Source organism: Micromonospora luteifusca (genome assembly GCF_016907275.1).
GTDB classification, from domain to species: Bacteria; Actinomycetota; Actinomycetes; order Mycobacteriales; family Micromonosporaceae; genus Micromonospora; species Micromonospora luteifusca.
In genome coordinates, this window is sequence record NZ_JAFBBP010000001.1 from 3861265 (window position 1) to 3887898 (window position 26634).

General features: G+C 71.8%; 28 protein-coding genes. 13 read left to right on the forward strand and 15 right to left on the reverse strand.

Annotated features, from left to right (window positions below; genetic code table 11):
* Nucleotides 1-51: 51 nt before the first annotated feature.
* Complete coding sequence (locus JOD64_RS17525; RefSeq protein WP_204943200.1) at nucleotides 52-534, reverse strand: MarR family winged helix-turn-helix transcriptional regulator; 483 nt, start codon at nucleotides 532-534, stop codon at nucleotides 52-54.
* A gap of 82 nt (nucleotides 535-616) precedes the next feature.
* On the opposite strand from JOD64_RS17525, the gene JOD64_RS17530 reads away from it, so the two are divergent.
* Entirely contained in the window at nucleotides 617-1261 is a 645-nt protein-coding gene (locus JOD64_RS17530; RefSeq protein ID WP_239559553.1) for an FMN-dependent NADH-azoreductase, read from the forward strand.
* A 66-nt stretch (nucleotides 1262-1327) separates the two neighbouring features.
* Here the strand turns inward: JOD64_RS17530 and JOD64_RS17535 are convergent, their stop codons facing one another.
* The 3 genes from JOD64_RS17535 to JOD64_RS17545 form a co-directional block, all read right to left on the reverse strand.
* Nucleotides 1328-2362, reverse strand: coding sequence for a 2-oxoacid:ferredoxin oxidoreductase subunit beta (locus JOD64_RS17535; RefSeq protein WP_204943201.1), 1035 nt, complete (start codon nucleotides 2360-2362; stop codon nucleotides 1328-1330).
* Nucleotides 2355-4202, reverse strand: a complete 1848-nt coding sequence (locus JOD64_RS17540; protein ID WP_204943202.1) for a 2-oxoacid:acceptor oxidoreductase subunit alpha — start codon at nucleotides 4200-4202, stop codon at nucleotides 2355-2357. The genes JOD64_RS17535 and JOD64_RS17540 overlap by 8 nt, the downstream gene beginning before the upstream one ends.
* Nucleotides 4203-4540: 338 nt before the next feature.
* Entirely contained in the window at nucleotides 4541-6007 is a 1467-nt protein-coding gene (locus JOD64_RS17545) for a hypothetical protein (protein WP_204943203.1), read from the reverse strand.
* 129 nt (nucleotides 6008-6136) lie between these two features.
* Between JOD64_RS17545 and ndhC the strand changes: the two genes are divergently transcribed.
* Nucleotides 6137-6514, forward strand: coding sequence for an NADH-quinone oxidoreductase subunit A (gene ndhC, locus JOD64_RS17550; RefSeq protein ID WP_088986508.1), 378 nt, complete (start codon nucleotides 6137-6139; stop codon nucleotides 6512-6514).
* A gap of 67 nt (nucleotides 6515-6581) precedes the next feature.
* On the opposite strand, the gene folP is transcribed toward ndhC, so the two are convergent.
* On the reverse strand, nucleotides 6582-7451 hold the full coding sequence (gene folP / locus JOD64_RS17555) for a dihydropteroate synthase (RefSeq protein ID WP_204943204.1): 870 nt from the start codon (nucleotides 7449-7451) through the stop codon (nucleotides 6582-6584).
* 156 nt (nucleotides 7452-7607) lie between these two features.
* Here folP and JOD64_RS17560 point away from each other — a divergent pair, with 156 nt between their 5' ends.
* On the forward strand, nucleotides 7608-8231 hold the full coding sequence (locus tag JOD64_RS17560) for a DivIVA domain-containing protein (RefSeq protein ID WP_204943205.1): 624 nt from the start codon (nucleotides 7608-7610) through the stop codon (nucleotides 8229-8231).
* Complete coding sequence (locus tag JOD64_RS17565) at nucleotides 8228-8725, forward strand: SRPBCC family protein (RefSeq protein ID WP_204943206.1); 498 nt, start codon at nucleotides 8228-8230, stop codon at nucleotides 8723-8725. Before JOD64_RS17560 ends, JOD64_RS17565 begins: the two co-directional genes overlap by 4 nt.
* Here JOD64_RS17565 and JOD64_RS17570 read toward each other — a convergent pair.
* Complete coding sequence (locus JOD64_RS17570) at nucleotides 8670-9587, reverse strand: sterol desaturase family protein (protein WP_307813465.1); 918 nt, start codon at nucleotides 9585-9587, stop codon at nucleotides 8670-8672. The genes JOD64_RS17565 and JOD64_RS17570 overlap by 56 nt on opposite strands.
* A 113-nt stretch (nucleotides 9588-9700) precedes the next feature.
* Between JOD64_RS17570 and JOD64_RS17575 the strand changes: the two genes are divergently transcribed.
* Together JOD64_RS17575 and JOD64_RS17580 are read left to right on the forward strand one after the other, a co-directional pair.
* Entirely contained in the window at nucleotides 9701-10270 is a 570-nt protein-coding gene (locus tag JOD64_RS17575) for a DNA-3-methyladenine glycosylase I (protein WP_204943207.1), read from the forward strand.
* Between the two features lie 24 nt (nucleotides 10271-10294).
* Nucleotides 10295-10918 carry a hypothetical protein gene (locus JOD64_RS17580; RefSeq protein ID WP_204943208.1) on the forward strand — a complete coding sequence of 208 codons (624 nt, stop codon included), beginning with the start codon at nucleotides 10295-10297 and terminating at the stop codon, nucleotides 10916-10918.
* Here the strand turns inward: JOD64_RS17580 and JOD64_RS17585 are convergent.
* Genes JOD64_RS17585 through JOD64_RS17600 form a run of 4 tightly spaced genes read right to left on the reverse strand, consistent with a single transcriptional unit; the run spans nucleotide 10915 to nucleotide 15143 of the window.
* Complete coding sequence (locus JOD64_RS17585) at nucleotides 10915-12156, reverse strand: DUF1501 domain-containing protein (protein ID WP_204943209.1); 1242 nt, start codon at nucleotides 12154-12156, stop codon at nucleotides 10915-10917. The two genes, JOD64_RS17580 and JOD64_RS17585, sit on opposite strands and share 4 nt — an antisense overlap.
* Before the next feature lie 14 nt (nucleotides 12157-12170).
* Nucleotides 12171-13469 (reverse strand): DUF1800 domain-containing protein, encoded by a 1299-nt coding sequence (locus JOD64_RS17590; protein WP_204943210.1) that lies wholly within the window; start codon nucleotides 13467-13469, stop codon nucleotides 12171-12173.
* 59 nt (nucleotides 13470-13528) lie between these two features.
* Nucleotides 13529-14320 carry an enoyl-CoA hydratase-related protein gene (locus JOD64_RS17595; RefSeq protein WP_204943211.1) on the reverse strand — a complete coding sequence of 264 codons (792 nt, stop codon included), beginning with the start codon at nucleotides 14318-14320 and terminating at the stop codon, nucleotides 13529-13531.
* Between the two features lie 4 nt (nucleotides 14321-14324).
* Nucleotides 14325-15143 (reverse strand): PaaX family transcriptional regulator, encoded by an 819-nt coding sequence (locus JOD64_RS17600; protein WP_204943212.1) that lies wholly within the window; start codon nucleotides 15141-15143, stop codon nucleotides 14325-14327.
* Between the two features lie 190 nt (nucleotides 15144-15333).
* On the opposite strand from JOD64_RS17600, the gene JOD64_RS17605 reads away from it, so the two are divergent.
* Both JOD64_RS17605 and JOD64_RS17610 read left to right on the forward strand, forming a co-directional pair.
* Nucleotides 15334-15501: a DUF3117 domain-containing protein gene (locus JOD64_RS17605; RefSeq protein ID WP_007455245.1), complete on the forward strand. Its 168-nt coding sequence runs from the start codon at nucleotides 15334-15336 to the stop codon at nucleotides 15499-15501.
* A gap of 147 nt (nucleotides 15502-15648) precedes the next feature.
* A complete protein-coding gene (locus JOD64_RS17610) occupies nucleotides 15649-17136 on the forward strand; it encodes a leucyl aminopeptidase family protein (RefSeq protein WP_204943213.1) in 1488 nt (495 codons plus the stop codon).
* A 7-nt stretch (nucleotides 17137-17143) separates the two neighbouring features.
* On the opposite strand, the gene JOD64_RS17615 is transcribed toward JOD64_RS17610, so the two are convergent.
* Nucleotides 17144-17716 carry an O-methyltransferase gene (locus tag JOD64_RS17615; protein WP_204946114.1) on the reverse strand — a complete coding sequence of 191 codons (573 nt, stop codon included), beginning with the start codon at nucleotides 17714-17716 and terminating at the stop codon, nucleotides 17144-17146.
* A gap of 548 nt (nucleotides 17717-18264) precedes the next feature.
* On the opposite strand from JOD64_RS17615, the gene JOD64_RS17620 reads away from it, so the two are divergent.
* Nucleotides 18265-19530: a S1C family serine protease gene (locus tag JOD64_RS17620; RefSeq protein WP_372434151.1), complete on the forward strand. Its 1266-nt coding sequence runs from the start codon at nucleotides 18265-18267 to the stop codon at nucleotides 19528-19530.
* A 76-nt stretch (nucleotides 19531-19606) separates the two neighbouring features.
* Nucleotides 19607-20029: a twin-arginine translocase TatA/TatE family subunit gene (locus JOD64_RS17625; protein ID WP_204943214.1), complete on the forward strand. Its 423-nt coding sequence runs from the start codon at nucleotides 19607-19609 to the stop codon at nucleotides 20027-20029.
* A 63-nt stretch (nucleotides 20030-20092) separates the two neighbouring features.
* Here JOD64_RS17625 and JOD64_RS17630 read toward each other — a convergent pair whose 3' ends face one another.
* The 3 genes from JOD64_RS17630 to JOD64_RS17640 all read right to left on the reverse strand — a co-directional run bounded on the left by JOD64_RS17630 (nucleotide 20093) and on the right by JOD64_RS17640 (nucleotide 23258).
* Entirely contained in the window at nucleotides 20093-21241 is a 1149-nt protein-coding gene (locus tag JOD64_RS17630) for an Mrp/NBP35 family ATP-binding protein (RefSeq protein ID WP_204943215.1), read from the reverse strand.
* A gap of 87 nt (nucleotides 21242-21328) precedes the next feature.
* Nucleotides 21329-21979, reverse strand: coding sequence for a DUF1003 domain-containing protein (locus JOD64_RS17635; protein ID WP_204943216.1), 651 nt, complete (start codon nucleotides 21977-21979; stop codon nucleotides 21329-21331).
* Nucleotides 21972-23258 (reverse strand): magnesium transporter MgtE N-terminal domain-containing protein, encoded by a 1287-nt coding sequence (locus tag JOD64_RS17640; RefSeq protein WP_204943217.1) that lies wholly within the window; start codon nucleotides 23256-23258, stop codon nucleotides 21972-21974. The genes JOD64_RS17635 and JOD64_RS17640 overlap by 8 nt, the downstream gene beginning before the upstream one ends.
* A 33-nt stretch (nucleotides 23259-23291) precedes the next feature.
* Between JOD64_RS17640 and JOD64_RS17645 the strand changes: the two genes are divergently transcribed.
* Together JOD64_RS17645 and JOD64_RS17650 are read left to right on the forward strand one after the other, a co-directional pair.
* Nucleotides 23292-24161 (forward strand): PhzF family phenazine biosynthesis protein, encoded by an 870-nt coding sequence (locus tag JOD64_RS17645; protein WP_204943218.1) that lies wholly within the window; start codon nucleotides 23292-23294, stop codon nucleotides 24159-24161.
* Between the two features lie 80 nt (nucleotides 24162-24241).
* Nucleotides 24242-24751 carry a hypothetical protein gene (locus tag JOD64_RS17650; RefSeq protein ID WP_204943219.1) on the forward strand — a complete coding sequence of 170 codons (510 nt, stop codon included), beginning with the start codon at nucleotides 24242-24244 and terminating at the stop codon, nucleotides 24749-24751.
* Between the two features lie 18 nt (nucleotides 24752-24769).
* Here JOD64_RS17650 and JOD64_RS17655 read toward each other — a convergent pair whose 3' ends face one another.
* Nucleotides 24770-25489, reverse strand: a complete 720-nt coding sequence (locus tag JOD64_RS17655; RefSeq protein ID WP_204943220.1) for an HAD family hydrolase — start codon at nucleotides 25487-25489, stop codon at nucleotides 24770-24772.
* A 106-nt stretch (nucleotides 25490-25595) separates the two neighbouring features.
* On the opposite strand from JOD64_RS17655, the gene JOD64_RS17660 reads away from it, so the two are divergent.
* On the forward strand, nucleotides 25596-26552 hold the full coding sequence (locus JOD64_RS17660; protein WP_204943221.1) for a DMT family transporter: 957 nt from the start codon (nucleotides 25596-25598) through the stop codon (nucleotides 26550-26552).
* Nucleotides 26553-26634: the final 82 nt, after the last annotated feature.

Here is a 26634-nt window from a genome sequence, read left to right on the forward strand (position 1 = left end):
GCAACGACCGCCTGACCGTCACGCCGCTGTCGCGGCGGGCGGAATGCGGCGTCAGAGGGAATCGTCGGCCACGCAGATCGCCTCGGTGCAGTTGATCGGCGTCGTGGTGGCGGCAGCCCGCCGAAGCAGCTCGTAGAGCGTCTCCCGCTCGCTGGGATCCAGCGCCCCCAGCACTTCGTTCTCCGCACCAGCGAGGGCGCATTCGGCCTCGCTGAGGCGTTTTGCCCCGTCTTGGGTGAGCTCGACGACATGTCGACGGCGGTCCTCGGGTGACCGGCGTCGCTCGACCAGTTGCTCCGCTTCGAGGTCGTTGAGCAGCCCGACGATGTTGGTGCTGTCCATCTCCAGGATGGTGGCGAGCGCCTGCTGGCTGGTGCCACCGCCGGCGCGCAGCACCGTGAGCGCGACCAGATGCCGCGGGCGCAGGCCCAGCGGCGCCAGCACCGTCTCGGACCGCAGCCGCATCCGCCGGGCCAGATGGTCCAGGAGCGCGCCCGAGCGGTGCTCCGAGGGGTCAAGCGGCGGGGCGGACATGTGACCCAGTCTACCGAGCCGTCGGAACATCTGCCTGCTATAAATAGTTGGTGCTGCACAGACGATCCTTGGAGGAGGAATAATGCATCTGCTGCATATCGACTCGAGTATTCGGGGTGACTGGTCGGTCAGCCGGCGGCTCACCGCCCGCGCGGTCGCCACGTGGCGTGCGGCCCATCCGGACGGCACGGTGACCTACCGGGACCTGGGCGCGGAACCGCTGCCGCACCTGGACGCGGCGGGCGGGCTGGCCCGGATGACACCGCTGGACCAGCACACCCCGGCGCAGCGTGAATCCTGGGAGCTCAGCGAGCGGCTGGTCGACGAGGTGAAGCAGGCCGACGTGGTGCTGCTCGGGCTCCCGCTCTACAACTACGGTGCGCCCAGCAGCGTCAAGTCCTGGGTCGACCACCTGATCGTCGCCGGTCTCACCTACGACCCGACGACGCAGGAGGGCCTGCTCAGCGGCCGCGAGTTCGTGGTGGTGGCCACCCGGGGTGGCGGCTACGGCGAGGGCACCCCGCGCCACGGCTGGGACCACGCGGAGCAGTGGCTCCCGCACGGCCTGTCGATGACCGGCCTGGAGCCGCGCTTCATCAGCACCGAACTGACCCTGGCCCCCTCCGTCCCGGCGATGGCCGAGCTGATCCCGCTGCACGAGGCGAGCCTCGCGGCGACCGAGAAGGAGATCGACAACCTCTGGATGCCGGCCTCGGCCCAGCGCTGAGCACCGATACGACGAGAGCGGCCGCCCCCAGTCCTGGGGACGGCCGCTCTCGTCATGCGGTACGGGTCAGAGAATCGTCCAGGTGTCGCCGCTGGCGAGCAGCCCGGCGAGTTGCTGCTCGGGGGTCTCGGTGACCGTCGCCTTGGCGGCCGCGAGCTGAGCCTGCACCACGCTGTCGTAGGAGGGTCGGTCCACTGAGCGGAACACCCCGATCGGGGTGTTCCGCAGGTCCAGGCCGGGCAACCGGGACAGCGCGAAGGCGTACGCCGGGTCGGTGACCGTGGCGTCGTGCACGACGATCTCTTCCGGGCGGACCGAACTGGTCTCCCGGACCTCCAGGCCGAACGCGCCCGGTGGGTGTACCACGCAGAACTGGCCGTCGGCGCCGAAGGTGATGGGTTGCCCGTGTTCCAGGCGGATCAGGTAGTCGTCGCGGGTGCTCGGGTCCTTGAGCTGGTCGAATGCCCCGTCGTTGAAGATGTTGCAGTTCTGGTAGATCTCCACGAACGCCGAGCCTTCGTGTTCGGCGGCGGCCCGTAGGACCGACTGGAGGTGCTTGCGGTCGGAGTCGATGGTCCGGCCGACGAAGCTGGCTTCCGCGCCGAGAGCGAGCGAGAGCGGGTTGAACGGGGCATCCGCCGAGCCGGCCGGAGTCGACTTGGTGACCTTGCCGACCTCGGAGGTGGGTGAGTACTGGCCTTTGGTCAGACCGTAGATCCGGTTGTTGAACAGCAGGATCTTGAGGTTGACGTTGCGTCGTAGCGCGTGGATCAGGTGGTTGCCGCCGATGGACAGGGCGTCGCCGTCGCCGGTGACGACCCAGACCGACAGGTCCGGCCGGGATACCGACAGGCCGGTCGCGATCGCTGGGGCGCGGCCGTGGATCGAGTGCATCCCGTAGGTGTTCATGTAGTACGGGAAGCGCGACGAGCAGCCGATCCCGGAAACGAAGACGGTGCGTTCGCGGGGGATGTTCAGCTCCGGCATGAACTGCTGGATGGCGGCCAGGATGGCGTAGTCACCGCAGCCGGGGCACCAGCGCACCTCCTGGTCGGACTTGAAGTCCTTGGCGGTGAGCTTGACAGCGACGGGCTCAGACATTCTTCAGCACCTCTTCCAGCGTCGTCTCCAGCTCGGCGGACGTGAAGGGCAGGCCGCGGACCTGGTTGTAGCTGATCGCGTCGATGAGGTAGCGGGCCCGGATGACGTGAGCGAGCTGGCCCAGGTTCATCTCCGGGATGACCACCTTGTCGTACGAGCGCAGCACCTCACCGAGGTTCGCCGGCATCGGTGCCAGGTGCCGCAGGTGCGCCTGGGCGATGGACAGGCCGCGCTGGCGGACCGCGCGGCAGGCGGCACCGATCGGCCCGTACGTCGAGCCCCAGCCAAGGACCAGCACCCGGGCGTCACCGTCGGGGTCCTCGACCTCGATGTCCGGGACCGGAATCGTCTCGATCCGGGCGGCCCGGGTACGCACCATGAAGTCATGGTTGGCCGGGTCGTAGGAGATGTCGCCGGTCTTGTCGGCCTTCTCCAGGCCGCCGATGCGGTGCTCCAGCCCTGCCGTGCCGGGAATCGCCCACGGACGGGCCAGGGTCTGCGGGTCACGCAGGTAGGGCAGGAAGGTGACGCCGTCCTCACCGTTGGGTTCGGTGGCGAACTCGACCCGCAGGTCGGGCAGCGATTCGACGTCGGGCAGCAGCCACGGCTCGGAGCCGTTGGCGACGTAGTTGTCCGACAACAGGATCACCGGGGTGCGGTAGGTCAACGCGATCCGAGCCGCCTCCAACGCCGCGAAGAAACAGTCCGACGGTGACCGGGGCGCGATCACCGCGACCGGCGCCTCACCGTGGCGACCGTAGAGCGCCATGTTGAGGTCGGCCTGCTCGGTCTTGGTCGGCATACCGGTCGACGGGCCGGCGCGCTGCACGTCCACGATCACCAGCGGCAACTCCAGCGCCACCGCGAGCGAGATCGTCTCACTCTTGAGCGCTACACCCGGACCACTGGTGGTGGTCACACCCAGCGACCCGCCGTACGACGCGCCCAACGCCGCACCGACCGCCGCGATCTCGTCCTCGGCCTGCACGGTGGTCACACCGAAACGCTTGTGCTTACTCAACTCATGCAGGATGTCCGACGCGGGCGTGATCGGGTACGCGCCGAGGAAGACCGGCAACCCGGACCGCACCCCAGCAGCGACCAACCCCAACGACAACGCCGCGTTACCGGTGATGTTGCGGTACGTGCCCGGTCGCATCTTCGCCGGCTTGACCTCGTAACGCACCGCGAAGTCCTCGGTCGTCTCGCCGAAGTTCCAACCGGCCTTGAAAGCGGCGACGTTCGCCGCGACCAACTCCGGACGGGCCGCGAACTTACGCTCCAGGAAGCGCAGCGTCGACTCGTAGGGCCGCGAGTACATCCAGGAGAGCAGACCGAGAGCGAACATGTTCTTCGACCGCTCGGCGTCCTTCTTCGACACCGCGTGCGCGGCGAGCGCGCCGACCGTCATCGACGTCAGCGCCACCGGGTGCACGACGTAACCGGCCAGCGAATCGTCGTCCAGAGGACTGCCCTGGTAACCGACCTTGGCGAGGTTGCGCTTGGTGAACTCGTCGGTGTTGACGATGATGTCCGCGCCGCGAGGCAGATCGGCCAGGTTGGCCTTGAGAGCCGCCGGGTTCATCGCCACCAACACGTTCGGCGCATCACCCGGGGTGAGGATGTCGTAGTCGGCGAAGTGCACCTGGAAGCTCGACACGCCGGGCAGGGTGCCGGCGGGGGCCCGGATCTCGGCGGGGAAGTTCGGCAGCGTGGAAATGTCGTTGCCGAGCTGCGCCGTCTCCGAGGTGAACCGGTCACCGGTCAGCTGCATGCCGTCGCCGGAGTCACCAGCGAACCGGATGACCACCCGGTCGAGTTGACGGATCTGCTTGGTCACTGTGCCACCTTCGTTCGCGACTGCGGGGCGCGCAAAACCGGCTCACTGCTCGCGCTCACGCCTGCACCTCGCTTCGGTGCGCGCGGTCGCGCGGGCGGCTGAACATGATGGTGACCTCGCCTTGCCCGGCCACGGGACCTCCTTGACGCAACGTTTAACCGCACCGCCCCAGGCTGGTCCGGCCGCTGTCGTTCCTCACCTGAGAGCCTACGTCCAAGCGGCCCCCAACCCTCCCCGGAGGTCCGCCGACTGAGACCCGATCAGGCCGAGAAATGCCCTGGTTTGCGGCCCTACGCCCCGCCCGCCGTAATTCAGATCACCACGGGGTCGCCCGTCGATCAGTCGGCGGGGTCGGTAACGGCCTTGGCTGCCGGGCCGGAGAAGCGGCGGCGCAGCGAGGTGGTGGCCAGCGTGAGGGCCAGCACCACCAGCAGCGCGGAGACCGCGATCAGGATGATCGCGGTGCGCTGTACCGAGGTCATCCCGCCGTCGCCGTCGGCGGCACCGCCGGGGAGTACGCCCTGGGAGCCGGTCGGCGCGGGCGGTGAGACCACCGGCGTGGCCAGCGCCGCCGCGGCGGTGATCCGGAAACTCATCTGCACCTGTCGGCTCGAGCCGCTGCGCGGGTCGAGTTGGCCGATCACGGCACCGGACAACGGCGCTTCCCGCTGGGCCTGCGGCGTCGCCTCCACCGGCAACCGCAACTCGGCGGTCCTGCCCGCCAGCACCGGGCCCGTGTCGCAGCGGGTCCGGGCCTCATCGACCGCCACGCAGCCGGGTGGCGGGGTCGGAACGGTCACCCCGTCCGGCAGGACGACCTCGATCCGACCGGCGGCGTCCACCGGGCCGGTGTTGCCCAGCCGCAGCGCGAGGGTGCTCGCGGCGCCGCTGATGTCGAAGGCCAACTCGTCGGCGGCCAGTGCGATCCCGGGCACCGGCGGGCCAGGAGGAAAGAGCACCGCGAAGCCCTGGTCGTCGGCCGCTTCCCCGGGCACGCCCGGCGCGTCCGCGACGATCTGGACGGAGCCGGCGAGGGGCATCTGCTTCCACGCGGTGCCGTCGACCCGCAGGCGGAGCAGAGCGCTGAACCGGACGCCGGCCTCGGCCGTCCAGGCCCCACAGCGGTACGCGCCGCCGCCGGCCGCGGCGCAACCCTTTGTCCCAGTGTCGGTCAGCCCCGCCGGCAGCGTGTACGAGAGCCGGATCCGTTGCGCGGTCGTGCCGGTGTTGTTGACCGTGACCTGCAAGGTGGTGTCCGTGCTGGCCGCGTTCCAGTACGCCTCGGTGAGGGTGACGTCCTGCGTGGTGACCTGCACGCCCAGCGGGTTCGGCGACGGCGGACCCGGGGCGGGCGGGCGGACCGGCGGGACCGGCGGGACCGGGGGAGCCGGCGGCACCGGGGGCGCTGGCGGCACCGGGGGCGCCGGTGTGGGTGGCCCGCCCGGCGCGGGCGCGGTGGTGGTCGGTGGCGGCGGGATCTCCGGGGCGGTGGTCTCCGGCGCCGGCGGTGTCGTCTCCGGCGGCGGCGCGGTGGTCTCCGGTGCGGGGACGGTCGGTAACGGGTCGCCGCTGGGTTCCTCGGTCGGTGGCGGTTCCTCCGACGGGGTGGTCTCGGGGTCACCCCCGGGTTCGCTGACCGGGTCGGTCAGTTCGACGATCGGGTCCGCGTCCGGCGTTGCCGCGCCGGCCCAGGCCGGCCCGACGGCGAGCGCCGCGAGCAGACCGAGCGCGAGCGCGGTCGCCAGCAGGGGCGTGGAACGCCGGCCCTCCGCCCGGTCACCGGGCGTTGCCTTCACGCGGGCCATCTGACCTCCGGTGACATGGATGGGTGTCCAATGTTCGGCAACAGTTGCCCCAGTGCACTAGTCCCGTCCGGAAACGAATCCGTAACGTGTTTGGGACGGCCCTTCCGGACGGACGGTAAGCTCCCGACTGTGACCGGATACCTGGGCTCGTACGCGACGCTTGGGCTCCTGCTGCTCGCCAGCGTTCTGTTCTTCGTTACGGCGTTCTCGGCCAACCGGGTGTTACGCCCCGCGCGTCCGGCCGATCCGCCCGGCAAACGGGCCAGTTACGAGTGCGGGCTCGACCCGGTCGGCGCGGACTGGGCGCAGATGCAGATCCGTTACTACGTCTACGCGTACCTGTACGTGCTGTTCGCGGTCGAGGCGGTGTTCCTCTTCCCCTGGGCGGTGGTCTTCGACCGGCCGGGCTTCGGTCTGGTGACGGTGGTGGAGATGGCGGTCTTCGTGGCGGTGCTCGCGCTCGGCATTCTCTATGCCTGGCGTAGGAACATCCTGCGCTGGACCTGAGCGTCGCGACCTCCGGCGATCGTGCCGGTCAGTACGGCCGTTCGCGGTCGGTTACGGCGACGACCGGTCAGGCCAGGCCCCGGCGGGTCGCCGCGGGCGGCCGGTCACCTCGGATCGAGGCCACCATGTCCAGCACCCGGCGGGTCGGGCCGACCTGGTGGGCGCGGAACACCCGGGCGCCCAGCCAGGCCGAGACCGCCGTCGAGGCGAGCGTCCCCTCCAGCCGTTCGGGCACCGGCAGGTCCAGCGTCTCACCGATGAAGTCCTTGTTGGAGAGCGCCACCAGCACCGGCCAACCGGTTTCGGTCAACTCGTCCAACCGCCGGGTGATCTCCAGGGAGTGCCGGGTGTTCTTGCCGAAGTCGTGTGCGGGGTCGATGAGGATGCCGTCGGGGCGTACCCCTGCCGCCACCGCGCGCTCGGCGAGCCCGGTCACCGTCGCGACCACATCGGCGACCACGTCCTCGAAGGCCGCCCGGTGCGGTCTGGTCCGTGGGACCAGGCCGCCGGCGTGCGAGCAGACCAGGCCCGCGCCGGTCTGCGCGGCCACCCCGGCCAGGGTCGGGTCGGCGCCCGACCAGGTGTCGTTGAGGAGGTCGGCACCGGCGGCCACGGCCTCCGTCGCCACCTCGGCACGCCAGGTGTCGATGGAGATCACCACCTCCGGAAACGCGGCCCGGACGGCGGCGATGGTGTCCACCGTGCGGCGGATCTCCTCGGCGACGCCCACGTCCACCCCGGGGCCGGCCTTGACCCCGCCGATGTCGATGATCGCCGCGCCTTCGTCCACGGCCCGCTCCACCGCGCGCAGTGCGCTGTCGGCGGCGAAGGTGGCCCCTCGGTCGAAGAACGAGTCCGGTGTGCGGTTGATGATCGCCATCACCACCAGCTCGTCGGGGGCGAACGTGCGCCCACCCAGCCGAAGCGCCCCGGACATGCCCGCCTCCTGAGAATCCGCACCGTCGCCGCCGCGTCGGCCGATCCCGACGCTAGTCCGTCGGCCGGGCGGGACTCCGGGCGGGCGTCGGTACGGATCCTGATCGGGACGGGTGGCGGGGTCGCTCCTGGCCGCCTGCCATGCCACGATCAGTACATGGGTCAGCTTCTGCTCCTTCTGGTCGTGGCATTGACCGTCGCGGCGGTGATATTCGGCGTGACGGTGCTGGTCAGTGGCCGTGATCCCGGCCTGGCGCCCGTCGAGCCTGATTCGCAGGCCGTGGCGTTGCCGAGCGACCGGCCGTTGCGTGAGTCCGACGTGGGTGCGGTCCGTTTCGACACCGGGTTGCGCGGGTACCGGATGGCCCAGGTCGATCAGGCGATGCGCCGCGCCGCCTACGACATCGGCTACAAGTCGGAGCTGGTCAGCGTGCTGGAGTCGGAGGTCATCGCGTTGCGTGAGGGCCGCACCGACGACGCGGACGCGCTGCGCGAGGCCCGTGAGCAGTCGGCCAGCAAGGTGACGAACGCCGACGTGACGAAACCCGACGTGGCAGAGCCGGGCGCGGATGTGCCGCTGGCCGACGAGGCGGACGCCCCGGTCGGCTCGGGCGGCGCGGGCCCGCTGCCCAGCGCCAGCTCGTCCCCGGCGGATTCCGACGGTGTGGCACCGGCCGTCGTGCCCGCCACCGGTGAGCCGGCCGATCGTGAGCAGACCGACGGCGCGCCCACCGACGGCACCGAGCAGCGCGGCGCGGCGGTTCGGTCGGAGTCGGCGTGACCGGTCCGGGAGGCGCCGACGATCTTCGTGAGGCCGCCCAACCCGGTGCCGGTGAGGTAACTGCCACGGTGATCGTCGACGCCCCGGCGGAGCGGGTCTTCGCCGCGCTGCTCGCCTGGGAACGTCAGTCCGACTGGATCCCGTTCACCCGCGTCCGCGTGGTCGAGGGCGACGGGCGCGAGGGCAGCCGGATCGAGGCCGTGACCGCGGTGGGCCGGGCCACGCTGCGTGACGAGATGCGGGTGGTCCGAGTCGACGAGCCGTACGAGATCGGCGTGGTGCACTACGGCCAGTTGCTGCGGGGCCCGGGTGTGCTGCGTTGCACCCAGCTGGGTCGAGCCCGCACCCAGGTCGTCTGGCACGAGTGGTTCCACCTGCCGGGCGGGCGCGCCGGTCGACTGGCCTGGCCGGTGCTCTGGCCCGGCTCCAAGATCGGCCTCACCCAGGCGCTGAAGAGGTTCGCCCGTCTGGTCGAGCAGGGCCGGCTGCCCTGACCACGCCCGGTGCCGGCTGCCAGCCCGGCGCCCGGAAGAGATACCCGACGCGATGCCGCCAGGTTGCCGCAGCGCGGAGGTCCCGGGCGATCGAGGCGTACTCGTGGAAGGCCACCCGGACCGGGTTGTAGCTGCCGACGTTCTTGGTGAGGCCGTACACGCAACGCTCCCGCTCGGGGGCGGACGAGCCGAAGAGCCGATCCCAGACGATCAGGATGCCGCCGAAGTTGCGGTCCAGGTAGCCGCCCTGCGAGGCGTGGTGCACCCGGTGGTGCGACGGGGTGTTGAACAGCGCCTCGTACCAGCGCGGCATTCGGTCGATCCTCTCGGTGTGGATCCAGAACTGGTAGAGCAGGTTGACCGAGCCGCAGAACGCGACCACCGCCGGGTGTACGCCGATGAGGATCAGTGGGATGTAGAAGACCCAGCTGGTCACGCCGGTCCACGGTTGACGCAGCGCGGTGGAGAGGTTGAACCGTTGCGACGAGTGGTGCACCACGTGCGAGGCCCAGAGGATGCGGATCACGTGGTGGCCGCGGTGTGACCAGTAGTAGAAGAAGTCCTGCGCGAGCAGGATCAGCGGCCACGTCCACCAGACCTCGGCCACCCGCAGCGGGGTGAGCGTGTAGAGCAGCGCGTACGCGGCGGCGACCGGCACCTTCCAGAGCAGGTCGGTGAAGACGCTGCCCAACCCCATCACCAGGCTGGTCGCGGTGTCCGCGCCGCCATAACCGACCTCGTCGTCGTCGCGATGCAGCAGGTAGGAGACCCGCTCCAACACGATGAGCAGCAGGAAGGCCGGGATGGACCAGGCGATGACGTCCGGGAACTCCTTCATCGCGCCGCCTCCGCTCGCCGTCACCGGCCCGGGCTGCACCGCTGGTGACCCTGTCCTACCGGTCGGTAACAAGCACCATATGCAGCCGTGTGGCCGGTGGCAATGGGGTGTCGGTGCCATGCCCTAGCGTGTGCGAGGTGACTGACCTGGTGATCGGTGCGGACGGGCTGGCTCGCTGCGCATGGGGGTCGAGCACCCCCGACTACGCCGTCTACCACGACACCGAGTGGGGGCGGCCGCTCCGCGGCGACGACGCGCTCTACGAGCGGATGACGCTGGAGGCGTTCCAGTCCGGCCTGTCCTGGCTGACCATCCTGCGCAAACGCCCGGCGTTCCGGCTGGCCTTCGACGAGTTCCACATCCCGACCGTCGCCGGTTACGACGACGCCGACGTGACCCGGCTGCTCGCCGACGCCGGCATCGTCCGCAACCGGGCCAAGATCGAGGCGGCGATCGTCAACGCCCGCGCCGCACTGGAGCTGCCGGAAGGGCTGTCCGCGCTGCTCTGGTCGTTCGCGCCGGAGCCTCGGCCGGCCCGCCTCGCCTCGTTCGCCGAGCTCGCGCCGATCACCCCGGAGTCGACGGCGATGGCCAAGGCACTCAAGAAGCGCGGCTTCCGGTTCGTCGGCCCCACCACCGCATACGCGCTGATGCAGGCCACCGGCATGGTCGACGATCACATCGTCGGATGTCACGTCACCCTCTGACCGGCGACATGATGGGATGCAGGCATGACGACCGAGACCGCGTACCGGGCCGGTGGGTCCGGCCGTGCCGACGGCGTGGGCACCTGGGCCGTGCTGCTGTCACCCGAGCGGTACGAGGCCGAGCGGCTCGTGCACCACGACACGCTGGAGCTGACCGGGCTGACTGACGTTGCCCGACCGGGGCCGGGAGACCAGGTGGCGGTGCTGGTCGACGCGCCGCCACGGCTGGTGGCGCTCGGCCGGGTCACCGCGCCGGGTCAGCGCCACCGCGAGGACCCCGACGACCCGCAGTCCCCGGTCGAGCCGGGGACACTCGTCGTGGCGTACACCCGGCGGGCCTTCGACGAGCCGGTTCCGGCCGACCTGCTGACGCTCGACGGGCCGGTCACCGCGCTGGAGCCCGCGGCCTTCCGGGCGCTGGCCGACCAGCTCGGCCCACCCCCGGCGCGGCGCACCTGGCTGGTCAGCCTCGATCTGCCCATCGAGGCGGGCACACCGGCCGAGGCGGTCCGGCTGTTCTGGTCGTATGTGCAGGAGTTGGGCCCGCGTGAGCTGCCCGCCTTCGTCTCGCCGGCCGGCGACGAGCTGGCCATGCAGGCGTTCGTGCTCGGCGCGGAGGCCAACCAGGACCCGGAAGAGGACGACTAGAAGAGCCCGTCCAAGCGTCCCCGCCAGTCGGCGAGCACCGGGCCCGGGTCGGTGCCCAGCACCTGTTCCAGCAGCGTGGCGTAGACGTCCCGGAAGTCGGTGGTGTATTTCAGGTCGCCGTCGTCGAGGTCGGTGAGGCTCGGCGGTGCGCCGTGCCAACCGCCGCGTACGCCCGCACCGAGCAGCAGCACGTCGGAGGCGGTGCCGTGGTCGGTGCCGTCCGAGGCGTTGGCCCGGACGCGGCGGCCGAACTCGGAGTAGACCGCCACCACCACCTTCCGACCCGCCTCGGTGCGGCTCATCCGGTCGGCGAACCCGGTCAACGCCCGGTCCAGCTGACCCAGCAGGACGGCCTGCAACTGCTTCTCGTCGGCGTGGGTGTCGAAGCCGCCCAGCGACACCGAGAAGGCCCGGGTGGACACTCCCGCCTCGACGCACTGCGCGACCAGGTCCAACTGCGCGTCCAGCGGTGTGCGTGCCCCGCCGGTCGCCGTCGCCGGTGCCTGCTCGCCGTCCGGATCCGCCGTCTCCGGGTCGGCGGAGTCGCGTACCTGGTGGATCATCTCGTCCACCGACCGCAGGTCGGCGAAGCAGGCGGCGGCGCGACCCCGGGCCGCCGACTCACCCGCTTCGGCGGCGGCGAACGCGGTCAGTGTGTCCGCGGGCAGCCCCTTGGCGGCCTTCCGTTCGGTCACCGGCACTGCGGCACCCGCGCTCCGTGCCCCGGCCAGCAGCGGCGGCAGCGCCGGCTCGAAGGAGACCGCCAGCCGGGGGTCGCCACCGGCCTGGTCCAGCCACCGACCCAGCCAGCCGGTGTTGCCCGGCCGGTCCGGCTGCGCGGTGTGCCAGATGTCCATCGATCGGAAGTGGCTGCGGTCCGGCTTCGGGTAGCCGACCCCGCGCACGATCGCCAGCCCACCGGCGGACCAGCGCTGGTGCAGGCCGGCCAGCGCCGGGTTGAGGCCGAAGCCGTCGTCCAGCCGTCGCACCTCCCCGTCCGGGTACGCCAGCTCGGGGCGGGCCGCCCGGTAGGCGGGGTCGCCGTACGGGATGACGGTGTTGAGCCCGTCATTGCCGCCGTAGAGGGTCACCAGCACCAGCGTGCGAGCCTGCGGATCGCGGTCACCGGTGGTGTCCAGCAGGTCCCGCAGGCGGTACGCGCCGGCGCCGGCGGCCAGCGCGCCCGCGCCGACCACCCCACTGGTCAGCAGGAACCTGCGTCGGGTCTGGGTGTCCATGTCGACTCCTCCGCTCAGCTGACTGTGTATTCGGGGCTGACCAGGCCGGCGGCCAGCAGCTTGCGGGGCTCGCCGGCCAGCGGGGTGAGTGCGGCGCGGGTGCGCGCGCTCCAGCCGTCGACCACCAGCAGCCGGGCCAGCGCGTCGGGCCGGCCGGTGGCGGGCGCGGCGGCGAGCCGTGCCAGCACCGCGGGTGCCGTGGCGGCGGCGAGCATTCCGGCCGTCCGCAGCCGGGCCTGCAGCGACGAGGTGGTCAGCCAGGCTGCCCCGGCCGGCCAGCCGCCCACGCTGGGCGGTCGCAGCGGCACCTGGTCCAGCGCGTTCAGGCCGGCCAGCAGTTGTTTGTGTTGCTGCTCGGCCAGGGCGGAGGGTCGGATGCCGAGCTGCCGCAACGCGCCGACCATCCACTCCACCGGCTGCTTCACCAGCGTGCCCCGGGTCTGCGCGAAGGCCGGCGACGAGAAGATCGCCCGTAGGGTCGCGATGGTGTCCGCGCCAGCCAGGCCCTGCGGTGCCGGAATGTCGGTGCCGGCGTAGCGGAACCAGAGCCGGCCGGCCACGAATGTCGCCGCTGCGGGCTGGGCGGCCAGCAGCCCGGCGTACGCCTCGGCGTCGAACCGGCCGCTGTGCCCGAGGATGGTCTTCTCGCCGGGGTCGTGCCGGCGGGCCTCGAAGCGGGCGGCACCGGTTCGCCGGTCGACGACCCAGCCGGTCAGGGCCCGCGCGCCGGCCTTCACGTCGGCCTCGGTGTAGTTGCCGATGCCGAGGGTGAACAACTCCATCAGCTCGCGGGCCAGGTTCTCGTTCGGCGCCTTGCGGGTGTTCTTCTGCCCGTCCAACCAGATGATCAGGGCGGGGTCGCGCACCATCGCGGCGACCAGCGGGCTCAACGGCCCACGTCCGTGACGGCGCAGCGTCTCCAGGTGGCCCTGCATTGCGCGTGCCGACTTGACCTTCTGCGCGCTGGTCGCCCAGTGCCCGTGCCAGAAGAAGAGCAGCTTCTCGGTCAGCCCGTCCTCGGCGGCCACCATCCGCTCCAGCCACCATCCGGTGACCTGCTGGACCTGCTTGCGCCGCTCCGCGTTGGCCTGCTGCCGCTGCTCGCGGGTGGACTCGCCGGTCAGTTGGGCGTACGGGTCCGCGGCCAGCACCGGAGGCGGTGTGGCCGCCGCGCCACGGTCGGCTCGGGCCGGGGTGAGCAGGCGGTCCAGGGTGGCCGCCGGCCCGGCCCGCTCGGCGGCGTCCACCTCGTCTGCGGTCGGCCCGAAGGTGGCCCGGCGCAGCAGGTGCGCCACCGCTTCACGATCGCTCATACGTGCCGACGCTAGGCGGCCCCTGTTCGAGGACGGTAAGGGCGGCGTGCGAATGGCGTTCAGCGTCCCTCGAAGACCGGTTTCTGCTTGCCGACGAAGGCGAGCGTGGCCGCCCGATGGTCAGCGGTGGCGCCGCAGATCGACTGGGCCTGCGCCTCGGCCGCGAGGGCGTCGGCGAGGGTGCCGGCGTCGGCGATGGAGAGTTGCCGCTTGATCGCCCCGTACGCGACGGTCGGGCCGGCGGCGAGGCGGGCGGCCAACTCCTGGGCGGCCGGCAACACCTGCTCGTCGTCGTCCACCATCCGGTTGAGTAGGCCCAACCGGCAGGCCTCCTCGGCGCGGACCGGCTCGGCCAGCATCAGCAGCTCCACCGCCTTGGCGTGGCCGACCAGCCGGGGCAACGTCCAGGAGGCGCCGGTGTCGGCGGCGAGGCCGACCTTGGCGAAGGCCATCAGGAAACTGGTGGAGGGGCCCCCGATGCGGATGTCGGCGAGGAACGCCAGCGACGCGCCCGCACCGGCGGCCATCCCACGGACCGCGGCGATCACCGGCTTGGGCAGGTTGGCGAGCCGGGCGGCGATCGGGTTGTAGTGCGCCCGCACGGTGCCCAGGGGGTCGCTGGCGGAGTTTTCCAGGGTGGCCACGTGCTCGCGCAGGTCCTGACCCGCGCTGAACGATCCGCCGGCCCCGGCCAGCACGACCGCGCGGCAGGACCGGTCGGTCTCCAGCTCGGCCAGGGCGTCCCGCAGCGCCTCCTTGAGCGGCACGTCGAGCGCGTTCATCGCGTTCGCCCGGTTGAGCGTGAGGGTGACGACGGCGTCGGTCCGGTCGACCAGCAGCGGCTCGGTCACGTGTCTAACGACCCTTCTGTCGGACGATGCGGTTGCCGGCGTCGAGGCACTGTTCGACGTACCGGTCGGCGGCCGGACGCAGGCGGGCCGCGTGCCGGTCGAAGAAACTGGCCGCGGCGGTGCCGGGCCAGCGTTCGGGCAGCAGCGCCGGGGGCAGTTGCGGGTCCCGGAAGAGGAAGGTACGCCACGCGTGCACGAGCCGGAACCGGGTCGCGTACGCCTCCTCGTCGCTGCTGCGCGCGGTGACGGCGGCGAGCAGCGGGCGCTGGTCGGCGACGAAGCGTTCGTAGGCGTGGCCGATCTCGCTCAGGTTCCAGGCCCGGCGGACCACGCCCATCGCCCCGGGTGTGCCGGAGAAGTGGGCGGCGGTGAACCGCTCGAACCGGATGCCGGCCTCGGCGAGTAGCAGGTCGACGTCCTCGGCGGGACGGGTCGCGACCCAGGTCTGCTCGTCGAGAGTGCCGTAGCCGAGGAAGGTCAGGTTGGCGGCGAGCCGCTGCCGGTCCCGTCGGGAGCCCGGAGCATCCAACACCAGCAGATCGAACCGGCCGTCCCAGGTGACCCGGCCGGTCCGGTAGATCCGGGCGGCTGCTTCGTCGAGTCGCCGGGCGGCTTTCGGTGTGATCGAATATCCCGGTCCGGAGGCCAACCGGAGTGGCTCGAGCCAGCCCTGACGCACCATCCGGGACACGGCGGTGCGAACGGCTGGCGGTGCGATTCCCAGCGGCGCCAGTAGCTTGACCAGGGCGGCAACCGGTGCGCGGCCACCCTTCGGACGGAGGTGGTCGCCGTACAGGTCGAAGAGTGCCGACCGTGCCTGCATGACCGCACATTGTGACAGGCCTTCTCAAGATAAGCTAGATGCTGTTACATCAATGCTGCTCCGGTTTGGGTCCGGCGGTGTTCATCAGGGAAAATCGTTGGTCGACACCCCCGCGACCGTTGCGGGTGGTCGTGACGAAGTGGCTGTGGGGCAACCCACCGACCCTGGTGTAGGTCTGAGGGGAGACAACATGGCGGCGATGAAGCCGCGGACGGGCGACGGTCCGCTGGAAGTCACCAAGGAGGGGCGGGGCATCGTCATGCGGGTCCCGCTGGAGGGCGGTGGCCGGCTCGTCGTCGAGATGACTCCCGACGAGGCCAACGCGCTCGGTGACGCGTTGAAGGCAGCGGCCGGCTGAGTAAGGAGTGGTCCGGGCGGCTCAGGCCGCCCGGAACGTTCTTCGGACCCTGAGCCACCGGTATCGCCGGTGGCTCAGGGCCTTCATCGGCGCGGGCAGGCGGGCTCGCTTCCGCTCCGCGACACTTTTCTGGAGGTACGGTTCCGCGTGCTCGCCATCCGTCTCATCGCCGAGCCCGACCGGCTCGACGTCCTCGTACTGCCTGTCCGCCCCGCTGATCCGGCGGCGGCAGGCGACACCTCGGCCGAGCCCGTGTCGACCGCCGTGGCACCCCCCGGCGGCACGGCCGACGAGGTCGCCGCGTTGGTGCCGGCGGCCCGACTGACCGGCCGAGCCGGCGAAATCCACACTCAACTGCGCCCCGGGGCTACTCCCGGCCGGCTACTGCTGCTCGGCATCGGCGACGGCGACGAGGCGGCCTGGCGGACGGCCGGCGCCGCCCTGGCCCGCTCCGCAGCGAGTGAGACGCATATCACCATCGCCCTGCCGGCCGAGGTGACCCCGGCCGCGGTACGCGGGTTGGCCGAGGGGCTGCTGCTCGCCCCGTACCGGTTCCGGATGACCACGGCAGGCGACTCCCCGGCGCTCAGCGACGTCGATCTGCTGCTCGCCGACCCGGCGGCCTTCGAGGCCACCGTCGCCACGGCCCGGACCACCGCGGCGATGACCAACCTCGCCCGTGACCTGACCAACACCCCCTCCTCGGTGAAGACCCCGCAGTGGTTCGCCGACCAGGTGGCGTCCGCCGCGGCCGACCTGCCCGACCTGCGACTGCGGGTCCGTGGCCCGGACGAGCTGGCCGCCGAGGGCTTCGGTGGAATCCTCGCCGTGGGCGGCGGTTCGGCCAGCGGCCCCCGGCTCGTCGAGCTGGACTGGCATCCGGCCGACGCCCGCACGCACGTGGTGCTGATCGGCAAGGGCATCACCTTCGACACCGGCGGCATCTCGATCAAGCCGGTGCCGGCGATGAAACTGATGCGCAAGGACATGGCCGGCGCCGCCGCGGTCGTCGCCGCCACCCTTGGCGCCGCCGCGCTGCGACTGCCGATCCGGGTCACCACGCTGGCCCCGCTCGCCGAGAACATGGTCAGCGGCTCGGCGTTCCGCCCCGGCGACGTCATCCGGCACTACGGCGGCACGACCAGCGAGACGACCAACTCCGACGCCGAGGGCCGACTGGTCCTCGCCGACGCTCTGGCGTACGCGGTGCAGCAGCTCGAACCGGACCTGCTGCTCGACCTGGCCACCCTCACCGGTGCCAACTCGGTGGCGCTGGGCAAGCGCACCGCCGCCCTGTACAGCGAGAACGACCAACTGGCCGCCGACGTGCTGGCCGCGGCCGAGGCGGCCGGCGAGTCGGCGTGGCGGATGCCCCTGCACAACGACTACGTCGAGTACCTGGGCAGCGAGATCGCGGACCTCTACAGCGCACCGGCACAGGGTGCCGGCTCGGTGTTGGCCGCGCTCTACCTTCGCGAGTTCACCGGCGAACTACGGGACCGTTGGCTGCACCTGGACATGTCGGCCCCGTCCTGGGCGGACGGCGATCACGCCGAGATCAGCCGCGGCGCCACCGGCTGGGGCGTCCGGTGGTTGCTGCGGTGGCTGGCCAGCACTTCCGAAACGCGCTCGTAGGCGCGGATCAGCACTTCACCGCGGCGAGCACCCCGTGCCCGACCGGAAGCAGCGCGGGGATCCAGTGTTCCGACTCCCGCACCGCTTTGATCGTCTCGCGGACCGTCACCGTCTCCGCGTCCCGGGCGGCCGGGTCACCGATCCGGCCGCTCGCGAGGACGCCGTTGAGGGCGAGCACGCCTCCCGGGCGCAACAGCCGCAGCGCCGCCTCCACGCAGGCATGGAAGCCGGTCGCCTCCGCGTCCACGAAGACCAGGTCGTACGCGCCGTCGGCGAGCCGGGGCAGCACCTCGAGCGCACGGCCGGTGATGATCCGCGTACGGCCGGCCGCGAAGCCCGCCTCGGCGAAGATCCGCCGGGCGATCCGCTGGTGTTCCACCTCCAGGTCGATGGTGGTGAGCACGCCGTCGGCACGCATGCCGCGCAGCAACCAGACCCCGCTCACTCCGGTGCCGGTGCCGATCTCCACCACCGCGCGGGCGTTGCCGGCGGCGGCCAGCAGCCGCAGCGCGGCTCCCGCGCCGGGGGTGACCGCGTCGAGGCCCACCTCCAGGGCCAGGCTGCGGGCGGTGCGGAGCACGAGATCCTCGGTGACGTAAGACTCGGCGAACTGCTGAGCCTGGACCGTCGAACTGCCGGAACCGGCGACCGTGGCGATGGGGCACCTCCGGGGGCGGTGCGTGGTGCGGGGGCGGGTTGGCACTGTGAGCGTAGAGGCGACCGTCGTGGGGCGCAGCCGCGCCTCCGCCTGTTGCGATCACCGGGGCAACCGCTGACTCCACCGCGTGCATCCGTGCAATCCTGGAGGCGGTATCCCGTCAGCCGCGACCAAACCGGCCCGTGGCCGGGCGACGCGGCGCGGGATCCGGGGACGGACTGGGAGGCACCGACGTGACCGACGGCTGGGAGTGGCGCCGGGGCGGTGAGACTCCGGCTCCGGCGCGACCGCCCGGGGCAGGGGCCCCGCCGGGATCGCCGACCACACCAGGGGCCGGCAGTACGCCCGCTGTGCCGCCAGGCAACACGCCTGTTGCGCCGGCCGGCAGCACACCCGCCGTGCCGCCCGGCAGCCCGTATATCGGACCGCCCGGCGGCACGTGGCCGTCCGGGCACCCGCCGGTGGCGGGTGTGCCGCCCGTCGGGCCGTCGCCGAGTTGGCCCTCACCGGCCGCGGGCGGGCCGGGCGCGGCCGGTGCTTCGCCCTGGTGGTCGGACGCGCTCGCCGATCCATGGCGGGACCCGGCGGCACCGACCGCGGTGGTGGTGCCCGGGGTGGTGGCAGCCGGCACCGAGCCCGAGCCGGTCACCGATCCGGACGCGCCGGGCCGGCCGACGCTGCGCCACCTGTTGCTCATCCCCGTGATCACCGCGTTGCTGGCCGGCACTCTCGGCGGCGCGCTGGGTTACGCGTTCGCGGTGCGTGGCGGCGCCGGTGGGGTGGTGCTCGGCGGTGCGCCGGCGGAGGCTCCAGCGCTGGCCCAGCGCAAGCCGGAGTCGCTGGCCGGTGTCGCCGAACGTGTCCTGCCCAGCGTGGTCACCGTCCGGGTGAGCAGCCTCGGTGGGACCAGTGAGGGCTCCGGCTTCATCGCCACCGCCGACGGCCATGTGATCACCAACGACCACGTGGTTGCCGGTGGCACTGGCAAGGCCTCGGTGGTCTTCAACGACGGCACCACCGCGTCGGCGACCGTCGTCGGTCGGGACCCGGAGTCGGACATCGCGGTGATCAAGGTAAGTCGTCAAGGGCTGCGGCCGGTGGAGTTCGGTGACTCCGACGCGCTGGCGGTCGGCGACCCGGTGCTCGCCATCGGCTCGCCGCTGTCGCTGGCCAACACGGTCACCGCCGGCATCGTGAGTGCCTTGGACCGGACGATGCAGGCCGGCGAGCCGGGTGGCCCCGTGCGCTACTACGCGGCCATCCAGACCGACGCCGCGGTCAACCACGGCAACTCGGGCGGCCCGTTGGTCGACGGCGCCGGGCGGGTGGTCGGGGTGAACTCCACTATCAAGTCACTGGTCGCCGAGGGGCAGGAGGCGGGCAACATCGGGCTCGCCTTCGCCATCCCGATCAACCAGGCCAAACGGGTGACCCAGGACATCATCGGCACCGGCAAGGCCCGGCGTACGGTGATCGGCGCCCGGGCGGACGGCCCGACCGGGGCCGCCGGGGGTGGCTTGCGACTGGCGGAGGTGGAGCCGTCCGGTCCGGCGGACAGCGCCGGGTTGAAGGCCGGCGATGTGATCCTCAAGATCAATGGACGGCCGATGACCGAGCCGACGGACCTGACCGCGTTGGTCCGGAAATTCGCGCCGGGTTCGGTGGTGACCGTCGAGTTTCGGCGGGGCTCCGACCGGCAGAACACGTCGGTGACTCTCGCCGCGGACGCAAAGTGAACAGTGGCTCACCCCTTGCCCGAACGCCATCCGGCGTGCGTAGTCTTGCTGCTGACGCCGAGAGGAGGCCAGCGGGATGTTCGACAACCTGAACTGGTGGGAGATCGGGGCGCTGCTGCTCCTGGCGCTGCTGATCTTCGGTGATCGGCTGCCCGCAGTCATCACCGACGGCCTGCGGCTGGTGCGCAATCTGCGCAACATGGCTCGCAACGCCACCGGCGACCTGAGTCGCGAGCTGGGCACCGACATCCAGCTGGAGGATCTGCACCCGAAAGCGTTCATCCGCAAGCACCTCCTCAGCGAGGAGGACGAGGCGGCGATCCGCAAGCCGTTGCAGGGCGTCTACGACAACCTGCGTGCGGACGTCAGCGGCGTGCACGACGACCTGAAGGACGTGGCCAGCGCTGCGGACCCCCGGTCGAACGGGACCCGGTCCGGCACGGCCACCAGCAGCTCCTCGGCGCCGGCGCCCCGCGTCAGCTACGACGACGCCACCTGACCGAGTCGTAATGTGATCAGCCCGCCGGCCGAGTGGCCAGCGGGCTGATGGCGTTTCAGACGGTCAGCGCCCGGCGGGCTTGAGGCCGAGCGGCTTGCCGAGCAGCGACTCGCGGCGCAGCGCGAGCCGGTCGGCGATCGTGCCGAGTGCCTGCGCGGCCGGGGACTCCGGTTCGGCCAGCACGATCGGGTTGCCGGCGTCGCCAGCCTCGCGGACCCGGGTGTCCAGCGGGATCTGACCGAGCAGCGGCACCTGCGCGCCGATGGTCCGGCTCAGCGACTCGGCGACGGCCGTACCACCGCCAGCGCCGAAGATCTCCATCCGGGAGCCGTCCGGCAACTCCAGCCAGGACATGTTCTCGATGACGCCGACCACCCGCTGGTGGGTCTGCAGGGCGATCGCACCGGCCCGTTCCGCGACCTCGGCGGCGGCGGTCTGCGGGGTGGTGACGATCAGGATCTCCGAGTTGGGCAGCAACTGGGCCAGCGAGATGGCCACGTCGCCCGTGCCCGGAGGCAGGTCGAGCAGGAGCACGTCCAGGTCGCCCCAGTAGACGTCGGCCAGGAACTGCTGCAACGCCCGGTGCAGCATCGGGCCGCGCCACACCACGGCGGCGTTGCCAGAGGTGAACATGCCGATGGAGATCACCTTCACGCCGTGCGACTGCGGCGGCATGATCATGTCTTCGACGCGGGTGGGCCGGGCCTCCGTGCCGAGCATCCGGGGCACCGAGTGACCGTAGATGTCCGCGTCGACCACACCGACGGAGAGCCCACGAGCGGCGAGCGCCGCCGCCAGGTTGACCGTCACGCTGGACTTGCCGACGCCACCCTTGCCGCTGGCCACCGCGTACACGCGGGTGCGGGAGCCGGGCTGGGCGAACGGGATGACCGGCTCCTCGGTGGCGCCGCCACCGCGCAGCTGCGACTGCAACGACTGGCGCTGCTCGGGGCTCATCACACCAAAGTCGATCTCGACGCCGGTCACGCCGGGCACCGCGGCGACTGCTGCGGTGATGTCGTTACGCAGCTTGTCCTTGAGCGGGCAGCCGGCGACGGTGAGCAGCAGCTCGACCCGTACGACGCCACTGGCAGCGATCGTGGCGGAGCGGACCATGCCCAGCTCGGTGATGGGCCGGCGGATCTCCGGGTCGTTGACGGTGGCCAGGGCGGCCTGGATCGCGTCCTCGACGGTGCTCACTGGTGCTGACATGCCCGCAATGCTACGTCGCGGGGCATCCGCCGCCGCTGTTGCCCGGGATGGTGTGAGCCAATCGATGACCCCGCCTCGAAGAGCTGGTCAGCCGTCCGAGCGGCGCGGCCCGGTGCCGTCCGGCCGGGCGTCCCGGACAAAGTCGCCGTCCAGGTCGTCGCGTGGTTCGTCCAGGCCGACGCCATCGGTCGGCCGTTGACCACGTTTCTCCTGCCGGCTGTCCTTCTCCTGCTGGCGGCGCTCCAGCCGCTGCCGGCGCTGCCCCATCTCGTCCAGTTCCTCGGCCAGCCGGGCCAGCTCGGAGCGGAGGAAGTCGCGGGTGGCGACCTCGCCCAGGGCGATCCGCAGTGCCGCGATCTCCCGGGCCAGGTACTCGGTGTCCGCCTTCTGGGCGGTGGCTCGCCGCCGGTCCTCCTCCAGGGCCACCCGGTCCCGGTCCGCCTGCCGGTTCTGCGCCAGCAGGATCAGCGGCGCCGCGTAGCTGGCCTGCAACGACAGCACCAGGGTCAGGAACGTGAAGGTGTACGGGTCGAAGCGCAGGTCCGGCGGTGCCAACGTGTTCCAGACGAACCAGATCGTGATCACCACCGTCATGACGACGATGAAGTTCGCGGTCCCCATGCCCCGGGCGATGCCCTCCGACCAGCGGCCGAACGCCTCCGCGTCGAACCGGGGGAGTTTGATGCCCCGCGGCTCGCGGGGCTGGTCGAGCCGTTCGTTCCGCCGCTGCTCAGCCATCCGCGCCGTCCAGCGTCGCGTCGGTGGTGCCCGGGGCGGCCAGGGTGTCGCGGTCCCGCCAGTCCCGAGGCAGCGAGTGGTCCAGGACGTCGTCCACCGTCACGGCACCGACCAGCCGGTTGTTCCGGTCGATCACCGGCATGGCGACCAGGTCGTAGGTGGCCATGCGGCGGGTGATCTCCGGTAGCGGGGTGGTCGGGCGCAGCGGGTCGATGTCGTTGACCACCACCTTGCCCAGCAGGTCCGCCGGCGGTTCGCGCAGCAGCGCCTGGAAGTGCACCATGCCCAGGTAGCGGCCGGTCGGGGTGTTCTGTGGTGCCCGGGTCACGAAGACCTGCGCGGCGACGGCGGGGGAGAGCTGTGGCTCCCGGATCCGGGCCAGCGCCTCGGCGACGGTGGCGTCCGGCGGCAGGATCACCGGCTCCGAGGTCATCACACTGCCCGCCGTGCCGGGCGTGTACTTGAGGAGCTGACGCACCGGGTCGGCCTCGTCCGGCTCCATCAGGTCCAGCAGCACGTCCTGCTCCGGTGGGGGCAGCTCGTTGAGCAGGTCCGCGGCGTCGTCCGGGTCCATCTCCTCCAGCACGTCCGCGGCCCGCTCCCGGTCCAGCGCCGCGAGAATCTCCACCTGGTCGTGCTCCGGCAACTCGCTGAGCACGTCGGCGAGTCGCTCGTCGTCCAGCGCGGCCGCCACCTCGTTACGCCGTGCGTCGGGCAGGTCCTGCAACGCGTTGGCCAGGTCGGCCGGGCGCATGTCCTCCAGGACGGCGAGGAGATTCGCCGTACCCCGGTTGTCGGCGATGCCGCTGAGCCCGCGCACCCGGTCCCATTCGACCTGGTGCAGGTGGCCGCGGCGGGTGAGCCGCCCGGTCTGCTCGCGTACGGCGACACGGGTCAGCGACCACTCACCACCACGGGTGCACTCCATCGCGATGTCCACGACCGCGCCGGGCTGGCCGCCCGGGTCGATCTGCACCCGCCGGTCCAACAGTTCCTGGAGCACCAGCAACTCGTTCGGGCGCTTCTCGAACCGGCGCAGGTTGAGGGTGCCGGAGCCGAGCACCACGGCGTCCGCGTCGATGGAGGTGATCCGGTTGATGGACAGGAAGATCCGCCGACGCATCGGCATCTCGGCGACGAGGCCCACCACCTCCGGTGGTCGCTTGGTCGCCCGTAGTCGTGCCACGGCGTCACGAACCCGGCCCACCTGATCGCCGTTCGGGTCGAAGACGGCGACTCCGGCGAGACGGGCGATGTAGACCCGGGTCGGCGTGCTCACGGGCACCAGCCTAAGCGCCTAGTGTTTATCAACATGTCGACCTTGGCCTACGAGATCGTGGACGTCTTCACCGACCGACCCTTCGCCGGCAACCCGCTGGCCGTGGTGTTCGGCGCGGAGGCGCTGGCAACCGAGCAGATGCAGGCACTCGCGCTGGAGTTCAACCTCTCCGAGACGGTGTTCGTGCTGCCACCGACCCAGATCGGTGCCACCTACCGGGCCAGGATCTTCACCCCGGTCGAGGAGTTGCCGTTCGCCGGGCACCCGAGTGTCGGCGCGGCGGTCACCGCGAGCCGGCGGGGCATGTTCGGTGTGGGGCAGGTCACCCAGGAGTGTGCGGCCGGGGTGCTGCCGATCGCGGTGACCGCGACCGGGGCAACGCTGACCGGTGGCACCCCGACCCTCGGGCCCGAGTTGGACCCGGAGCCGTTGCTGGAGATCGCCGGGCTGGTCGCGGACGACCACATCGGGCCTGCACCACGGGTCGCCGGCTGTGGGCTGGAGTTCCCGTACCTGCCGGTGCGGCCGGAGTCGTTGGCCCGCGCCCAGGTGAACGCGGCGGCGGCACAGCGGTACGGGGTGTCGCAGGTAAGCGTTTTCTCCTGGGACGCGGCGGCGCAAACCGCACACGCCCGGGTCTTCGTGCCGGGGATGGGTGTCCCGGAGGACCCGGCGACCGGCTCGGCGGCGCTCGGCCTCGGTGTCTGGCTGGTGGCGACCGGTCTGCTGCCCGGCGAGGGGTTGTCCCGCTACGCGGTCAGCCAGGGTGTGGAGATGAACCGCCCGTCCGCGCTGGCGTGCACGGTCACCGCGGCGAACGGCGTGGCGGTCGGCGCGACGGTCTCCGGGCAGGTGGTGCCGGTGGCCCGGGGTGAGATCACTGTCCCGCCATTCGTGGGCTGACGCCACCGCTGGCGGGGAAAGCGGCGCTCTGTTGACACGCGGCCTACACGTCACCGGCCGAGGTGCGGCAGGATGCGAGGGTGACTGACGACGCGCGTGGGTCGACGCCGCTGGTCGACGAGGCGATGAAGAAGGCTGCCGTGGCCTGGGTGAGCGTCTCGGGTGGGCCGGCGCTCGCGCTCTGGTGCGCCCCGCTCGAGGGCGCTCTGCTGGTGGTGACCGGGCCGGGCGAGCAGGCCGCGCCGGGCCTGGCCGACGCAACCGAGGCGCAGGTCACCCTGCGCGGCGACCATGGTGGTCGGATCGTCACCTGGCCCGCCCGGGTGAGTCGGGTGCAGCCGGGCACCGAGGCGTGGGACACCACCGCGCCGCTGGTGGCGGCGAAGCGCCTCAACGCACCCGGTCCGACCGCCGATCTGGTGGCCCGTTGGGTCGCGGACGGTTGCGCGGTGAACCGGCTCACCCCGGCCGGTACGCCGCTGGCCGGCGCTGACCTGTCGGCCGACGCGCAGGCCGAGCCACCCCGTCCCACCCCGGCGGTCCGGGCCACCCGCAAGCCGTTCCGCCTGCACCGGGTTCGTCGCCGCTGATCGGGTGCCGTCTGCTCGTCAGCCTGGCCGGCCGCCGACGCCCACCACCTCGGCGTAGCTGTCGACGAGGGTGAGCACCTCGTCCAGGGTGCCGAGCGTGGGGCCACGCCAGTCCAGGTCGGCGTTGAAGACCAGGTGCGTGGCCAGGTCCGGCGCGGCGAGGCGGACGGCGGTCATCCCGGCCCGCTCGGCGCCGGTCAACTCCTGGCTGCCGCCGTCACCAACGTACAGGCAGTCCCCCGGTGCGAGCCCGAGTCGCTGGCAGGCGGTCAGGTAGAGCGCCGGATCGGGCTTGCATCGGCCGACCTGCACGGAGAAGACCCGCACGTCGAGCAGCGGGGCGACCGCGAGTTGTGGCAGGAAGGCAGGCAGTTCGTGCGTGCAGTCGCTGATCACGCCGGTGCGCAGGCCGCGCTGGCGCAGGGCCGCCAGCACCGGCACCGCGTCGGCCCGCAGCCAGGTGTCCGCGCGGACCGCCCGGTGCCGGGACGCCACCGCCGCCCGGACCGCGTAGTCGCTGGGGTGTACGCCGACCTGGGCGCATACCCAGCGAAGGGTCGCCTCCGCATTGCCGAGCCGACCGGTGGCCCGCTCGTAGTAGGTGCGGTCCAGCACCTCGGCCAACGTGTCGGTGGGGCACCCGATCAACTCGGCGGTGCCGACGTGCGCGGCACCACGCTGCACCGAACGGGTCAGGGTGCCGAAGAAGTCGAACAGCACCGCCTGGTAGCTGGGCATGGCGAAGCGCCTCCGGGCGGTCGAGGGTCAGCGGCGCGAACCCGCGTGATCGTAACGGAGTGCTGACTGTCCGTGCTGTCCGTCATACGTGTGAGGATTACGTCCCGTGACCCCACCTGCACACCGGCCGTCCCCGGACCTGCTGACCACCGGCGCGGTCGGCCTGGCCGTGGTCGCCGTGTCGTCGTCCGCGCCGCTGATCGCGTACGCCGCCGCACCCGCGCTGGCCATCGCGTTCTGGCGCAACCTGCTCGCGGTGGCCGTGTTGAGCCCCGTCTCGCTGGCCCGGCGCCGTGCCGAGTTCCGCAGGCTGACCGTGGGTGTGGGCCGGCGCGAGGGGTTGTTCTGCGTCCTCTCCGGGGTCGCGCTGGCCGGGCACTTCGCCACCTGGGTACCGAGCGCCCAGCTCACCACGGTCGCCACGTCCACCGCCCTGGTCGCCACCCAGCCGGTCTGGCAGGGGCTGATCGCCCGCGCCCAGGGGCGTCGACTCCCCCCGGTGGTGTGGATCGGCATCGCGGTCGCGGTCGGCGGCGCGGCGATCGCCACCGGGACGGACGTGGGCGTCTCCGGCCGGGCGGTCCTCGGCGACGCGCTCGCGCTGACCGGCGGCTTGTTCGCCGCCGTCTACACCGCCCTCGGTGAGCGGGCCCGCGCCAGCATCAGCACCACCACCTACACCACCATCTGCTACGGGATCTGCGCGCTGCTCCTGCTGGTCATGTGCCTGATCGGCGGCGTACGGCTGACCGGGTTCGACGGGCGGACCTGGCTGGCCATCCTCGCCCTGGTGGTCGGCGCCCAACTGCTCGGGCACTCGATGTTCAACTACGCCCTGCAGAAGATCTCGGCGACCACGGTGAGCGTGCTGATCCTGCTGGAGGCGCCCGGCGCGGCCCTGCTCGGCTGGGCCTGGCTGGGTCAGCTGCCCCGCCCGTACGCGCTGCTCGGGATGGCGTTGCTGCTGGTCGGAGTGGCGGTGGTGGTGCTCGGGGGTGGCCGGGCCGCCCGCCGGGCCGCTCCCACCGCGCTGCCGGCCGACCCGACTCCACTGGACGACTGATCGCACGCCGGGACCGGACCGTCGTGAGGAATGTGGACGCTGGTTCCCTCCGCGACGGGTCCGCCCGGCGTCTGTCCGGGTG

Coding starts and splice junctions, on each gene's coding strand:
- JOD64_RS17525 (WP_204943200.1), bottom strand. CDS start 534: ATGTCCGCCCCGCCGCTTGACCCCTCGGAGCACCGCTCGGGCGCGCTC.
- JOD64_RS17530 (WP_239559553.1), top strand. CDS start 617: ATGCATCTGCTGCATATCGACTCGAGTATTCGGGGTGACTGGTCGGTC.
- JOD64_RS17535 (WP_204943201.1), bottom strand. CDS start 2,362: ATGTCTGAGCCCGTCGCTGTCAAGCTCACCGCCAAGGACTTCAAGTCC.
- JOD64_RS17545 (WP_204943203.1), bottom strand. CDS start 6,007: ATGGCCCGCGTGAAGGCAACGCCCGGTGACCGGGCGGAGGGCCGGCGT.
- folP (WP_204943204.1), bottom strand. CDS start 7,451: ATGTCCGGGGCGCTTCGGCTGGGTGGGCGCACGTTCGCCCCCGACGAG.
- JOD64_RS17560 (WP_204943205.1), top strand. CDS start 7,608: ATGGGTCAGCTTCTGCTCCTTCTGGTCGTGGCATTGACCGTCGCGGCG.
- JOD64_RS17580 (WP_204943208.1), top strand. CDS start 10,295: ATGACGACCGAGACCGCGTACCGGGCCGGTGGGTCCGGCCGTGCCGAC.
- JOD64_RS17585 (WP_204943209.1), bottom strand. CDS start 12,156: ATGGACACCCAGACCCGACGCAGGTTCCTGCTGACCAGTGGGGTGGTC.
- JOD64_RS17590 (WP_204943210.1), bottom strand. CDS start 13,469: ATGAGCGATCGTGAAGCGGTGGCGCACCTGCTGCGCCGGGCCACCTTC.
- JOD64_RS17600 (WP_204943212.1), bottom strand. CDS start 15,143: ATGCAGGCACGGTCGGCACTCTTCGACCTGTACGGCGACCACCTCCGT.
- JOD64_RS17605 (WP_007455245.1), top strand. CDS start 15,334: ATGGCGGCGATGAAGCCGCGGACGGGCGACGGTCCGCTGGAAGTCACC.
- JOD64_RS17625 (WP_204943214.1), top strand. CDS start 19,607: ATGTTCGACAACCTGAACTGGTGGGAGATCGGGGCGCTGCTGCTCCTG.
- JOD64_RS17630 (WP_204943215.1), bottom strand. CDS start 21,241: ATGTCAGCACCAGTGAGCACCGTCGAGGACGCGATCCAGGCCGCCCTG.
- JOD64_RS17635 (WP_204943216.1), bottom strand. CDS start 21,979: ATGGCTGAGCAGCGGCGGAACGAACGGCTCGACCAGCCCCGCGAGCCG.
- JOD64_RS17645 (WP_204943218.1), top strand. CDS start 23,292: ATGTCGACCTTGGCCTACGAGATCGTGGACGTCTTCACCGACCGACCC.
- JOD64_RS17655 (WP_204943220.1), bottom strand. CDS start 25,489: ATGCCCAGCTACCAGGCGGTGCTGTTCGACTTCTTCGGCACCCTGACC.